The 14,636-nt window shown below is 45.7% G+C and carries 11 protein-coding genes; 8 read left to right on the top strand and 3 right to left on the bottom strand.

What is annotated here, in order from left to right; genetic code table 11:
* From Q0081_RS29120 to Q0081_RS29140, 5 genes are all read left to right on the top strand, one after another.
* A partial coding sequence (locus tag Q0081_RS29120; RefSeq protein WP_298361792.1) for a DNA methyltransferase occupies positions 1-1,530 on the top strand: 1,530 nt, incomplete at its 5' end.
* A 6-nt stretch (positions 1,531-1,536) separates the two neighbouring features.
* Positions 1,537-3,873 carry a DEAD/DEAH box helicase gene (locus Q0081_RS29125; protein ID WP_298361796.1) on the top strand — a complete coding sequence of 779 codons (2,337 nt, stop codon included), beginning with the start codon at positions 1,537-1,539 and terminating at the stop codon, positions 3,871-3,873.
* Positions 3,870-4,085, top strand: a complete 216-nt coding sequence (locus tag Q0081_RS29130; RefSeq protein ID WP_298361799.1) for a hypothetical protein — start codon at positions 3,870-3,872, stop codon at positions 4,083-4,085. Before Q0081_RS29125 ends, Q0081_RS29130 begins: the two co-directional genes overlap by 4 nt.
* 61 nt (positions 4,086-4,146) lie before the next feature.
* A complete protein-coding gene (locus Q0081_RS29135) occupies positions 4,147-6,129 on the top strand; it encodes an AAA family ATPase (protein WP_298361802.1) in 1,983 nt (660 codons plus the stop codon).
* A gap of 11 nt (positions 6,130-6,140) precedes the next feature.
* On the top strand, positions 6,141-7,721 hold the full coding sequence (locus Q0081_RS29140) for an ATP-binding protein (protein ID WP_298361804.1): 1,581 nt from the start codon (positions 6,141-6,143) through the stop codon (positions 7,719-7,721).
* A gap of 74 nt (positions 7,722-7,795) precedes the next feature.
* Here the strand turns inward: Q0081_RS29140 and Q0081_RS29145 are convergent, their stop codons facing one another.
* A complete protein-coding gene (locus tag Q0081_RS29145; protein ID WP_298361807.1) occupies positions 7,796-10,060 on the bottom strand; it encodes a DUF5916 domain-containing protein in 2,265 nt (754 codons plus the stop codon).
* 220 nt (positions 10,061-10,280) lie between these two features.
* On the opposite strand from Q0081_RS29145, the gene Q0081_RS29150 reads away from it, so the two are divergent.
* Positions 10,281-10,607 carry an iron-sulfur cluster assembly accessory protein gene (locus tag Q0081_RS29150; RefSeq protein ID WP_298361810.1) on the top strand — a complete coding sequence of 109 codons (327 nt, stop codon included), beginning with the start codon at positions 10,281-10,283 and terminating at the stop codon, positions 10,605-10,607.
* A gap of 99 nt (positions 10,608-10,706) precedes the next feature.
* Here the strand turns inward: Q0081_RS29150 and Q0081_RS29155 are convergent, their stop codons facing one another.
* Positions 10,707-12,050, bottom strand: a complete 1,344-nt coding sequence (locus tag Q0081_RS29155) for an FAD-binding protein (RefSeq protein WP_298361813.1) — start codon at positions 12,048-12,050, stop codon at positions 10,707-10,709.
* A gap of 14 nt (positions 12,051-12,064) precedes the next feature.
* Positions 12,065-12,706: a DUF1080 domain-containing protein gene (locus tag Q0081_RS29160; RefSeq protein WP_298361816.1), complete on the bottom strand. Its 642-nt coding sequence runs from the start codon at positions 12,704-12,706 to the stop codon at positions 12,065-12,067.
* Between the two features lie 230 nt (positions 12,707-12,936).
* Here Q0081_RS29160 and Q0081_RS29165 point away from each other — a divergent pair, with 230 nt between their 5' ends.
* Together Q0081_RS29165 and Q0081_RS29170 are read left to right on the top strand one after the other, a co-directional pair.
* Positions 12,937-13,362 carry a globin family protein gene (locus tag Q0081_RS29165; protein ID WP_298361820.1) on the top strand — a complete coding sequence of 142 codons (426 nt, stop codon included), beginning with the start codon at positions 12,937-12,939 and terminating at the stop codon, positions 13,360-13,362.
* A 454-nt stretch (positions 13,363-13,816) separates the two neighbouring features.
* A complete protein-coding gene (locus tag Q0081_RS29170; protein ID WP_298361823.1) occupies positions 13,817-14,602 on the top strand; it encodes a ParA family protein in 786 nt (261 codons plus the stop codon).
* Positions 14,603-14,636: the final 34 nt, after the last annotated feature.

Raw genomic sequence — 14,636 nt, forward strand, 5'->3', positions numbered from 1 at the left:
GACAAGCGCCTGCGCCTTGCCAAAAACCTCCTCAAAGACTCCGGCGTAATCTTCATCTCCATCGACGACAACGAACAGGCCCAACTCAAACTGCTCTGTGATGAGATTTTTGGGGAAGAGAATGCCTTAGGGCCACTTATTCAAAATAAACAAAATTCAAAAAATGATACTATAAACATCCAAAAAAATCATGAGTACATATTTTCCTATAGAAAAATATGTCTATTTGATGCGAAGAATAAAGTTGTACCAAATTTAGTAAAAGGGGTATTTAATAAAAAGGATATTTTTAAAGAGAATGAGACTTATTTTTATTTAAATGATGCCATTACGACCAGAGGTGAAGGAGGGATTTTAAATGCTCGCCAAAATTTAGGCCATACTATATATTATAATCCTACAACTAAAGATTTGATTGCAGATTGTGATTATGATATTGAATTAGCGAAAATATCAAATGATTTAGAAGAAGTTTACACAACTAATAATGAATTATTGCTAAAAGGATATTTACCAATCAGACCTCCAAAAGTGAGAGGAAAACTTGGCTGCTGGACTTGGTCATTAGACAAAATTAATCAGAATAAAAGTCAACTGATTATTACAGGTAAGCCAAATTCATATACAGTTAAAAAAAGAACCTTCATAGATGAAAGTGAAGTATATGAAGAAAATGGAAAATTATTTTTCAATTCATTTGAACAAAGTAATTCCAGAAGTCTTATTGATTATTCGACAAATGAAGGCACAACTACTTTAAATGAAGTTTTATCAAAATCAGATGTTTTTAACAATCCTAAAAATTTAGAAATGTTGAAATATCTGATTAGTTTAATTCCTATACCCGACGCCAAAGTCCTCGATTTCTTCGCCGGCAGCGGCACCACGCTGCACGCCGTGATGGCGCTCAATGCCGAAGACGGCGGGCAGCGGGAGTGTATTTTGGTCACCAACAACGAAAACAACATCTGCGAAGAAGTCACCTACGAGCGCAACAAGCGCGTGATACAAGGCTACCAAAACGCCAAAGGCGAACCCGTGGCGGGGCTGAGCGGCAACAATCTGCGGTATTATCAAACGGGCTACGTTGGGCGGGAGAAAACCCTCGCCAACAAGCGCGCACTCATGGCGCTCGCCACCGAGATGCTGTGCCTCAAAGAGGGCGTGTATGAAGAGATAAACCTGTTAGGTTTTGAAAACCTAACAGGTTTGAGTTTAGGCGTGCGATTATTTCGGGCAAATGATAGGGCGTTTATGGTGGTGTATGATGATACGTACATTCCGCAGGCTGTCAGCATCATCCAAGCCATGAGCGCCGAGCTATTGCCCAATACCCTGAAAGTATATGTATTTTCGGAAGGCCAAGACCCTTACACCGAAGATTTTGAGGAAGTAGCCGAGTGGGTGCAGCTCGTGGCCCTGCCGGATGCCATCTACCGCGCCTTTCAGCATCTACTGCCAAGCCCCCCAGCCCTACGAGGGTCCGACCCCAATGGGGGAATTAATAATGGTTTAACAGACAACGAATAACAGACCATGGCCTTAAAAGAATTGGGGTATCAGACCGAAGCCCTGCAAGGGTTAAAGAAGCATTTTTATAAACTATTGGCGCGGGAGCAGCATCTTCGCGGAAGCGGCAGTGTGCAAAACAAGATTATTTTGGAAGCTCCCACGGGCTCGGGCAAGACGGTGATGGTGGCGCGTTTTTTGCGCGAAGTGGCGGGCGAGTTGCCCAACCGCTTTGAACTGCCCGCCGAAAGCAAGCAAGTGGTGTATGTCTGGATAGCCCCCAACCAACTCCACGTACAGAGTTTTTTGAACCTGAAAAACTTTTTTGCCGAAACCCGCGACATTGATACCCTGCGCTGGGAAGACATCAGCGAGCCCGAACTCAAACCCAACCAGATGATTTTTCTGAACTGGCAGAGCATCAGCCGCGACGAAAACCTCATCATGCGCCCCAACGAGCGCGGTCGCACGCTCGAAAGTCTGCTCAACCGCAGCCGCCTCAACAGCCGCATTGTGGTCATCATTGACGAAGAGCACCTCATGGCCAGTATGGGCGAAAAGGCGCAGGCCGTACTGCAAAAAATCGGTGCGCACATCCAGCTACGGGTATCGGCCACGCCCAGCCGCGACAGCAAGCTCACGGCCTTTGCCACGGTGCGCATAGACCGCGACGACGTGGTGAAAGAAGAGATGATTAAGCGCGGCGTAGAGCTTAACCCCGACGTACGCGCCCACGAGCAAAACGGGCGGGATGCCGACTTGGTACTGCTCGACAAAGCCCTCGCCAAACGCGCCGCCTTGGCCGCGCAGTACCGCGAAGCGGGCACGCGCATCAATCCACTGCTGCTGATACAATTGCCTTCGGACAAAAAGACCGTGTCGGCAGAAGACCACAAAATCAGGGACTTGGTGGCCGCGCATTTGGAGAATTTGGAGAATCCCATCAGCGAGCAAAACGGCAAACTGGCGATTTGGCTCAGTGGCGAAAAAAGCAATTTAGAGCAAATTTCGCACGAAGACGATTTGGTAGAAGTGATGCTTTTCAAACAGGCCATCGCCACGGGCTGGGACTGTCCGAGGGCATCGGTACTATTGATATACCGGGAGTTAAAACAGGAAACTTTTACGATACAAACCTTGGGACGCATCTTGCGGATGCCCCAACAAAAACACTACCACAACGACCTCGACATCGGTTACGTCTATACCAACCTCAACAAAAACCTGATTCAGATACTGCCCGAAGAAGCCGACTACCTCACCACCAATGTGGCCGAGCGTAATCCCGACATTGCCTATGCCGCCGTAAACCTACCGAATCATTATCAACAAGTTAAAGTTGACCGCCGACGCATCGGGTTAGAGTTTCGCCAAGCGCTTTTTGAAGCCGCAGAACAGTGTTTTGGTCTTCAAAAAACCACACCGACGTGGAGCTATGAACAAAATTTGCACGAAATCAAGGAGCGCGGCATGCTGATGAACGTCGAAAAAATAGACATTCCCATCCCGACCGACGTGCATCTGGACATCACCCAAATTGGTGAAACAAGGGCGGGCCACATTGAGCATTTTGCCAAAACCACCTATCAAATCGAAAAGTTATTCGACCGTTTTTGTTTGGGCCAATGCGGCGACTACCAAAAAGACGGCTCGTGGGAGCGCATCAAGTACCACACCAAACTGCTGTTTGAAGATTACTTTGCCTTTGATGAGTTGAAATGTTATAAGGCAACCCTGCATAACACGCAATCATTCAACGATTTATATACTCTGGCGCGCGAAAAATACGCCCAAATCATGGCGGCCAAAGCCAGCAGCAAAGCCATTGACATTCGGCCCACCGACAAAACGTGGGAAGTACCCGAAAGCCGCGAATACAACAACCTGTACGTAGAATGGCCACAGCCCAAACACGCCCTTGCGCCCTTGTACGTACGCGACCGAGGTAATGGAAAACTTTGCGATAGTGGCAATGAAGCCCGTTTTATTGAGTTTTTGGCAAAATTTGAACATAAATTGGCTTGGTGGTACAAAAATGGGACGAGTAACCAAAAAGACTTTGCCATTCCCTACCCCGAAGAACAACCCAAGCATCTATTTTACGTGGACATTATCGTGCAATTTTCTGAAGGCACACTGGGTCTGTTTGACCCCAAAACCATAGAAAGCCACCCCGACAATGTGGTAAAACACAATGCCCTTGTCAAATTTATAGAAGAACGCAACCGACGTGGACAAAAAACCATCGGAGGCATTTTAATAGAAAAAGACGGAAGTTGGCGGTTTTGCCGCAATCGCATCCAAAACGACAGTGATTTAACGGGCTGGGAAATCTTCAACCCCGATTTAAAACCAACGACATGAAAAAAGGCTTAGACATCAGTTTTGTGCATTACGGCATTCGGCGCGACGACCTCGACCTCATCGAAACCCTCTGCACCACCCACGGCTTAGACGCCGATTGGGTGCTGCAGGATTTACTCAAAAACCTGCACGAAAAGCGCGTCTCCGACGCTGACCTTGACGGCAAAGGCATCGAAAAGCTCATTGAAAAAGCCCTGACGAAAGTCAAGTAACTGAAAACTAACCAAACCTGTGAGGTCTTGGAGACCTCACAGGTTTAAAAATGCAGAAAAAATGCTTCTTAAACGCCTCAAAGCCACTCATTTCAAGACATATTTGCAGTTAGATATTGACCTCAACGTAGAGCCTGACCGACCGATCGTGCTCATAGGAGGGGAAAACGGCGGAGGGAAAACTACTTTCTTTGAAGCCATTTATGGCGCATTATACGGTTTATCTATCCCCAACGCCAAGGTTTTCCGGGAGTTGGTCAATGCGGGTATTCCCACCCCCGACGAAGCTAAGATTGGGCTGGAAGTGCATTTTTCGGGAAAAGTACTCAACGAAGAACAGCAATATGTTCTCTCTCGTACCTACATGCTCAATGCCGAGCACAAGCCCGTGGAGAGCGTACGCCTCAACATGAACGGCAGCATTTTTCAGTACGGCACGGCCACGCCCCTTGCCCAACGCGCCGAGCAGGAAGCACAGGTAGCCAAAATCATCAAGGCCAATCTGCCCAAAGAACTGAGCCGGTATTTTTTGTTTGACGCCATGGAGGCGGGCAATCTGCTCAAAGAAGACCAACTCAACCGCGTGATTCGGGAAAACATCGAAAACGTGATGGGTTTCAACAAATACCTGCAATTGGCCAAAGCCGCGCAAAGTTTGTTTGAAAGCCACACCGCCCAGCGTTTGGCCGTGGAGCAGGAAAAGAAAGAGTATTTGGGATTGGTAGAGCAAAAAAAGGAATTGGACAAAAAACTTCAAAACGCCCGCACCCGTCAGCAGGAAGCCCTTCAATACGCGTTGTCCCACCGTGAATTGTACGAAAATCTCAAAAACGGGCTGAATCAGGAAGTACAGATCAAAAACCGTATTCAGCAGTTTGAGCAGCAAATAGAAGGCATCAATAAAAAAGAAACCCAATACCGCAACGACATTGAGGCATTTGCAAAGGGACTGGAAGCCCACGTGTTTCTGCCCAAACTCGCTGAAAGCCTCAAAACGGAGGTATCGCTGATACTAAAATCCAAAAACGAGGTCGAACACCAACAAAAAGGTTTTTTGAGCAAAGAACAAATCCAAGAAGTATCCGTAAAGATTGTCGAATATTTGCTATCTAATCATCTATCTAACAAAGATTTAACGGCGCAGGAGCTTGCGCGGCATCTACTTCAACACAACGGCTCAAACAACGCCCAAGACCCGTATTATTTTTTGGAAATTGCCGAAATCAAAGCCCTCGAAAACCTGATTCAAGGTACCTACATGAATCCTTTTCCGAGCCTGACCCAGCAGCAGGTAGAGCTCAATATTGCCGTAGGACAAATCACTTCGCTTAAGGGGCAAATCGAAACCCTCAAAGCGCAAATTTCGGGAAAAGATTACAACTTACTCAAAATGTACGAAGACAACCAATCATTGGCCAAACGCTTAGAGGGAGAGATAATCGAATACGAAAAAGAAATAGAGCGCATCAGCAAACGAATTGCCCAGTTTGATATTCAGGTATCGGAAGAACCCGACCCAAAATACGAAGCATTGAAGAAACTGAGGCCGTTTTTTGAGGACGTAGCCAACCAACTGCTGAAATCCAAAAAACAGCAATTGGAAGTGACCATGAAGCAGGATTTAAATCTTAATTTGGCCGCTTATCGCGACGTGATTGAGCGTGTTGAACTCTCCGAAGACCTGCGCGATTTGAGTTTTAAACTGTACCACAAGGCGGGGAATGAGATTTATCTTAACCAACTTAACACGGCCTCCAAACAGGTAGTGGTGCAAGTTTTACTAAAAGCCCTCCATGAGTACGGCGACTATGACCCACCCGTAATGATCGACACCGTGATGGGCGTACTCGACAAAACAAGCCGAAGTACCATTTTAGAGAATTATTTCCCGCAGGTTTCCCACCAGACCATTTTATTGAGTTCGGACTCGGAAATTACCAAAGAAACCGATCTGGCCAAGATTGAGTCGTTTGTGGCCAAAACCTACACCCTCAAACGCGACAAAGAAAACCAACGCACCGAAGTAGTAGCAGGGTATTTTTAACGCACAACGCTATGTCAATCATCCACTTATCTAATATTCGACAGGCTGAAATCCTCAATGAGACATTACAGCCGCTCAAAAATAAAATTGAAGAGCGTATCAACCTCGACCGCTATACTGAAGGTCATAAAGGAAGCAGTTTGTCGAGTAATATGCTACACCGAATTGCCTTTTTGGCGGGCTTATCTCTTGTCAGTGAACGAACTTCTACTGACCTTGAAGCGGTAAAATTACACCCCAGCAACCACATCCACGATACCACCTTTAGTCGTAACAACCTCCAATCGTTGTGGTCAGCTTTGCTAAAATTACGGTATCATAAAATCAATGTAGATTGGGATAACATACCGCTGAAAAGCCGGGCTGTCAACCTTGAAATGCTGCGCGGCGTGGAATACCTCCTCCAGAGTGACCATTTGGACCAATGGTTGCTCAACAATTTCAGTACCGGTGGACGCGGTGCCTTGGGAAGTATTCCGCACCTTAACCTCGATTTGGGTTTTTTCGACGAAATTCCTGCCAAGTTGGACTTAAACAGTCGCAATATTACCAACACTCAAATTCTCATTGCAGGAACGACAGGTTCCGGTAAGTCAAACCTATTGGCGGTTTTGCTCAATGAAATCCGTACCATTTCGGTAGATACCTCCTACCCCGTCAATTTTCTGCTGTTTGATTACAAAGGCGAATTTGCCGACCCGCAGAATCAGCATTGGTTAGCTCATTTTGAGACCGACGCGGGGGCGATTTTAGACCCGATGAAAAAGCCATTGCCTTTTACCCCTTTCAAAGATTTTACGGGAAAAACTCAGAATGAAATCAACCTGTATGCTACCGAAATCTCCACGGCGTTGAGTGCCATAGACCGTACCAGTATTTCAGCCAACATGAGCACCCGTCTCACCGAAGCCGTCATCGCGGCCTACCGTCGTACCCAAAACCGCCCGATTGATTTTGAAATCATTGAGCGCGAGTATGCGTCGTTACTTGAAAAAGACAAAGATGACAGTGTGAGGTCAGTGTTAAAACAACTCATCAGAACACCACTTTTTGCCAAGGCCGACGAGGTGGACTTGATCAAAGACAGTTTTATCATTAAGATGGACGCTTTTCCCAAAGAGGGTGTTTTGGCGAAGGCATTGGTGTATTTTACGGTGTCAAAGCTCAATATCATTTACGAAAACCTTCCCAAACAAGTCGTTAATGACGAGTGCGTAGAGCTACGCCACTTTACCATCATTGACGAAGCCCACTACATGTTGGATTTTGATAACCGTCCCCTGCGCGAACTCATCGCCGTGGGCCGCAACAAAGGGTTAAGTATTATTTTGGCTACCCAAAATATGGAAAGTTTTAAGAGTGAGCATTTTGATTTCTTGGCCAATGCCCAATACCCGCTCATTATGAAGCAACAAAGCATCAATGACAAGATCATCAAAGATATTTTTGGGGTAACGGGCAGCGAATTCAATAAAGTAAAGGAAGCCATCTCTCAACTGCAAAAAGGCGAGCTCATCATGCGAAATACCACCGCCACCCTGCTCGGCATGGGCGATAAATTCAAAAAAATGAAAGTACGGCGACTTATCTAAACCTTATCAATAGTAAACCTCACAGGTTTGTGTATCGTTGCACAACGAAACCTGTGAGGTTTAAACGCCACGACTCACACATTCAACCAATACGTCAACTTAATGACCAACGCCCGATTTTTTGACTGAAAGGGCGCGTAATAGCGATTCTCGGCACTCCACGCTTCCTGCGCAAAATAATTGTCGGTATAAACGATAAACAAATCGCTCACAGGCTTAAACCGCCACTGTAAACGCGTGTAGAGATTGACGTTGTTGATTTGATTGTTGTATTGAAGTTGAGAAGTAAAAAAGAGGCTTTTGCTGAAAGTCAGGTCTAATCGAGGCGTAATGAGCAGTAAATCGGTACTATTGTAGCCCTGAGGGAGCCTGATTCGATTGTAAGTGGTAATGAGCGAAAACAATCCGTAGGGCTGGTAACGGTAAGCAACGGTGGGCGTGAAGGAGGTAATGCGTCCGTTGAAATATTCGCCTATCTGGCCTTGGACATCCATATAAAGACGGCGAGCGTGGTTATCGCCGTAAAAAAACCGCATGGTACGATAGAGGTAACTTGTGCCGGCAGTCAGGGCTTTGCCACCCGTGTTGGTCGGGTCAAAATCAGCAAAAAGATAAGTGTAATCATACCGCACGGGCGTGACTCTCAGCGAGGCATTATTGCGAAAACGCATAAAGCCAATAACGGGTGAAAAGTCCCAATCCCACACTTGGGCGTTGGTGGCGCGCAGGGTCATGTCTGCGTCTATTCCTACACCGTAGCTATTGACTACCTTATTTAGGCGCGGATTGGCAGGAAACCAGACTTTTTCGATAAAAACGGGCGTGCGCCAAATTCCCTGACCAAGGCGTTGCACAAAACCCACGTCGGGGCGGTAGTTTTCGCCTTGCCGCGTTACGTTGGCTTCAACAATCCATTTGGGCGAAAAATACCCAATGTTAACACCAACGGTATAGGGTTCTGTCCGCCGCTCAGGCGAGAACACCCGATGATAGAAAAACTTATTGTTCCAGTAGCCACTGGCCGATGCTTGGTTGTATTCAACGCCCACCACCCGATTAAAAAGGTCGGCGTTACGGCGGTCGTTGGCCTCAAAAAAATTGTGTTTATTCGTGAAAATCAACGACATTGCCGAGCGCGTAAACAGCTTACGTTGCAACGTAAACACGCCGTAGTTGGCCGCTACGGCAACGTTTTGTTTGCGCCCAGTTTGCATCAATAATACCCCAAGCCGCCAATTGTTGTCGAGTTTACCGCTCAACCGCGCCCCTAACAAAATCGGCAGGGTGGTGTTGTTACCGCTGAGGGAGTCGCGCCCGAGGCCGATACGTCGCGAAAAAAACGGGTTGAGACGATTGTTGCCAAAAGCCCCAAACAAGTCGCTGTTTTCTAAAAAGAACTGCCTCCGCTCCGGGAAAAACAGTTCAAAACGGCTTAGATTGGTTACTTGCTGGTCCACATCCACCTGAGCAAAATCAGGATTAATGGTCAAGTCCAAGTTCAGAGCGGGCGTTATGGCCACTTTGGCGTCGCCCCCAACGCCCGCAGTATTCTGCCAAGGACGGTTGCTGAGGTAGTCGGCGGCACCGCCCGCCGTTAGGTACGGAATAATCGACAGATTCGCTCCGGGTTTGGGCGGTGGGGTGTCCCAAACCAGCGTTCCTGAGAAAGCAATGCTATTCATAGGAAGGCCACGCGGAATTTGCGCCCAACTCGACCGCTCGTTCAGAAACAGGTTATTGCGAAAAAAGTTGATGTTCCACTCATTTACCCCTTCCAACACGCGGTAGCGCAACGTTTTGAACGGCACACGCGCCTCTACCACCCATTTGTCATCGTAATTCTGCACACGGCACTCCCATTTGTTATCCCAATCGTTAGAGATTTGATCGCCGCGCGTAATGAGTCCCTCACGCACTGCACCGTAAGGGTTGATGGCAAAATGAAAGGCATTTTGCTTGTCTTTGAACGTATCGAAGTTGAAAGCCACCAAGTCAATACCTCCTCCTTGCGGAAAATCGCGACGAAGCGACTGCACGGCGTATTTGCGCGGCTGGTAGACTACATAACTTACATAAATGGCCTCATCGTCGAAAGTAACACGGGCTTCGGATTGCTGGATAGCTTGCGCAGTATCATACGGAAACTGCTGCCGAAATGGGGTAGTTGGCTCGGCGGTCTGCCAGTCGGGCTCATTGAGCAGCCCATCAAGGGTGATTTTACCAACGGCTTTTTTGATGTGGATTTGGTAGTTGAGCTCGTTGGAAGTTTGAGAGAACGCGAAGAACGACATTCCTAAAAAACCAACAATCAACCCAATTTTTCGTAGAAATAGCGGCATAAGAAATAAGTTAGGTAAGATAAAGGTAGGATGATTATCCTTGAACGAATGCCTGCCAGCGACTTTCCGGGGATTTATTGCGACAAAAGCGATTTTTCTATGTGAAACTTTTAACGGGGTAATTTGGTTTAAAAAAGGTAAACAAAAGCTACAAATCCCGTTTACTTTTGTGAAAAATCATTTCCCGCACAATCTGTAAACCGTAAACGATAAACTTACCATGGTCACCGTAACCGATAAAGCAAAAGACAAAATCTTTGAACTGCGTAAAGAAGAAGGGCGTCCCGACGATAGCCACATCCGGGTGGGTGTGCAGGGCGGTGGTTGCTCAGGATTGATGTACAATCTCGAATTTGACTCTGAAAAACAAGCAACTGATATGGAGTTTGTGGATAAAGGCATCAAAATCGTGGTCGACAAAAAAAGTATTCTGTATCTGGCAGGTACTGTTTTGGATTTCTCTGACGGACTCAACGGCAAAGGTTTCCAATTTGTAAACCCCAACGCCAGCCGTACCTGCGGTTGCGGAGAGAGTTTTGCCGTATAGCTTTTTCTGATTATAACATATCTGTCAACAAAAAAGACGTCGAGAAATCGACGTCTTTTTTGTTGACTTTACACTTTTACCTTCCACCCCTACACTCCTCTACGCTTCACCAAAGAGGTTCATTTCAATAAATTCATTTCTAAACTTCCCGTCCGGGTCGTGTTTTGCCATGAGTGTTTTAAATTCCGGCAATTTTTCGATTCTTGATTGGAGCACCGCCGATTTTAACGTAAACAATTTCCCCCAATGCGGCCGCGGATTGAACGGTGCGAGAGCTTCTTCAACGAGCGGCAGCAATTGCATCACTTCGGGAATCTCCTGTTTCCACGTAAAGTGAAAGGCCACGCACGTTTTTTTGTAAAACGGACTCATGAATAGATCATCGGCGGCAATGGCCCTCACTTCGGTGATCATCAAATGAGGCGAGACTTTTTCGTGGAGTTTTTCAATCTCCATAAATCCTTCGTAGGCATGTTCAAAGGCAACGAAATATTCCGATTGCAGTTCTTTCCCGCTGCTGGGCGTAAAACCCATTTTAAAATGCGGCATCCGCTCGTACCACGGTCCTTCCACCCCCATTTGGTCGGTGCAATTGATGGGGTCCAAGGCTTCGATGGGATGGAGATTTTTGGTAGCTAATTTTGCGCCAAAATACTCGGGAGCTATTTCCTTCATGTCCTCCGCTTTGCTTTTTATCCACACTTCGCTGACATTCTTATGGGTCCAATCGGTAAACAAACTCACACTGTACCCGCCCGACATGATGGCTTCAAAGTTCTTTTCCAATTCCGCCATTGGCAAATTTTGGTAAACAACCTGCTTCATTTTGAAAGTAGGTTGTAAATCAAGCGTCATTTTGGTCACGATGCCGATGGCACCCAAGCCAACCATCGCAGTCAGAAATTCATCGCCATCTTTTTCGCGAGACAAATTGACCACTTCGCCCTTTCCATTGACCAGTTCCATCGCAGAAACGGCCGTTGCCAAACTGCCGTTTTTAATTCCTGAACCGTGCGTAGAAGTAGCACATGCTCCGGCAACAGAGATATGCGGAAGTGATGCTAAATTATTTAATGCGTAACCGTTGTCATCCAAGTATTTACACAATTCACCGTATTTGATTCCGGCTTCCACCGTCACGGTGTTTTTCGCTTTATCCAACGAAATTATTTTGTTAAACTCCGCCGTAGAAATTTGGTTTTCGGTACTATCCGCAATTTTATTGAAGCAGTGTTTGGTACCCAAAGCTCTTACTTTTTTACAGCTTTTGATAGCTTCCTGCAATTCAGCTACTGTTTTGGGTATGTGCAGATTGTCAGTGCCGTACGTTAAGTTTCCCGCCCAATTGGTGCGGGCTTCGGCTTTTTTACAGGAAATAAAATTGGATAGCATACTGCCGGTCAGTAATAAGGAAGAAGTTTTTAGGAAAGTACGTTTGTTCATAGGTTTAGGTTAGGTTATTTTAACTCCTGAATATATAGGTCTTTATAGGCCACCTGTGCTTTTCCACCTCCGTGAATTTGCAGACCGATCAGACCCGTTTGCGGAATAGTCTCATCGGGTTCGGTATAGTCAACGGTGAGCTGACCGTTCAGATAAATACGAATTCGACGGTTCTCTGCCCGCACTTCATAGTCATTCCAATCACCAGGCTTCAATATTTTTTTAACGAGCGATTCCTCCGGCGCAATCAACGTTTTGTTTCTCCTTGATTCATCATACAAACTTGCCCAATACTTGTCGCCCAAATCAGCCTGATAACCGGTCATTTCATAAACAGGGTCAGTCAACCGTTTGCTGCGAAACTGTACCCCAGTATTGATAAAGCCTTCGTTACCAGTCAGTTTGAACTTGAGTTTTAAATCAAAATTGGCATAGCTGCGTGTGGTGCAAAGAAATTCATTGTTAGGCACTTTGTTGACCAACGAGCCACCCACAATAGCGCCGTTCTCAATGCGCCAGGTTTTCACGGTATCTCCTTCCCAGCCTTTAAAACTTTTCCCGTCAAACAATTGAACGGCTTTTTGGGGAGGCGTCATTAAAAGATTTGTCAGGGTTATCAACCCCGCTACTGCGTAAATCAAGAGATGCTTTGCCATAGGTACTATCTTGTTATATCTTATTGGACTAAAGGCTATTTAGGCCATTTCTACTTTTAGCAAATCATCATCTGCCGATGTATGCTGGCATTTGCTTCCCTGACCTATTACCACGCTTTACAGGTGATTAACGACGGGTTAGGTTTATATCTTTCGTTCCTGTTAAAGGAATAGTCAGCTTTGCTGAAAATCAAAGAATTAAGTATCCATTTTATTAAAATCGTACAACCATGAACAACCATCAAATTGCATTAGTGAAAGAAACATTTGGCTTAGTAGCTACGATTCCCGCCGAAACCGTCGGCGATTTATTCTATAACCGTCTTTTTGAAATTACGCCAGAGATACGTCCGATGTTTGAACGCACTTCCCTGCCCGAACAATCGCGAAAACTTATTTCCATGTTGGCTTACGTTGTGGGCAAATTAGACAACCTCAGCAGCATTATTGACGAAGTGGCAAAATTAGCCCAAAGACACGTAAAATACGGTGTTGAGCCCAGACATTATCAACCTGTAGGCGAGGCTTTGCTTTGGACACTCGAAAAGGGATTGGGCGACCACTGGAACGAAGACGTAAAGGAGGCGTGGACCCGCTGCTACAGCACGCTTTCCGGTGCCATGATTCAGGCCTGTGAAGAAATAAGCGTAGCCTGAGAGTACAATGATTATGTGCAGCACCATTAATCAATATTCACAATTCCTACGTTGCATCAGTTCGCCAAAAAGCTCCAAATGCAGGCATTTAAAGCTTTTTGGCTTTAACAAAACATTTCACAAGCGTGAAAAGAAAAACAGTTCATAAACAATAAGGCTATTTTTCTGACTTTGAAGCCTTTACTTCAAAATTAGCAAGTCACTTAATCGGCATAGTCTAAAATTTAACCATTTTTTAAAAGAGCCTCAAATCCACACTTTTACAACTCCTTTTGGTTAATTGACCTTGATTTAAGAGTAAAATCCCTTCAAAAGACCCAAATCCCCTTCTACTAATACTTAACAGCCAATTGTTTATCGGCACCTTCGTGAAACATTTAAACATTTTTTACGTGGAACAGTTTGGGTTATTCCGAATAAAGACGGATATTTGGAGGCGGTAAACCTAACAACAATGGGCAAAATCATAGCAATAGCTAATCAAAAAGGTGGTGTCGGTAAAACTACCACTGCGATAAACCTGGCAGCAAGTTTGGCAGTTTTAGACTTCAAAACCTTGATTGTGGACGCTGACCCTCAGGCAAATTCCACGTCAGGCTTGGGTTTTAACCCCAAAGAAATTGAATACAGTATCTACGAATGTATGGTCGAAGGGGTCATTCCACAGGAAGCCATTGTAGAAACCAATTTCGAGAATCTGTACCTGTTACCTTCACACATTGACCTCGTGGGTGCTGAAATAGAGATGATCAATCTCAAAAGCCGCGAAGAGAAGATGAAAGAAGCTCTTTGGCCTATCAAAGATGATTACGATTTTATTATTATTGACTGCTCACCTTCGTTGGGTTTGATCACCATCAACAGCCTCACGGCAGCCGACTCGGTGATTGTACCCGTACAATGCGAATATTTTGCGTTGGAAGGATTGGGCAAACTCCTCAATACCATCAAAATCATCCAAACACGCCTCAATACCAATCTGGCCATTGAAGGAATTTTGTTGACCATGTACGACATGCGGGTGCGACTTTCCAACCAAGTGGTAAATGAAGTAACAGCTCATTTCAAACACATGGTTTTCAATACCATGATTCCAAGAAATATTCGCCTCAGTGAGTCTCCCAGCTACGGAGTTCCTACCATTGCCCAAGATTCTGACAGCAAAGGAGCTATCAGCTATCTCAATTTAGCACGGGAAGTTTTGAGCAAAAATGGTCTGCTTGATCAAGATAAGCAGTGAAAAAAGCAAAGTAAGACACCGAGTGATACGTAGA

It is taken from the genome of Runella sp. (genome assembly GCF_027484545.1).
GTDB lineage: Bacteria > Bacteroidota > Bacteroidia > Cytophagales > Spirosomataceae > Runella.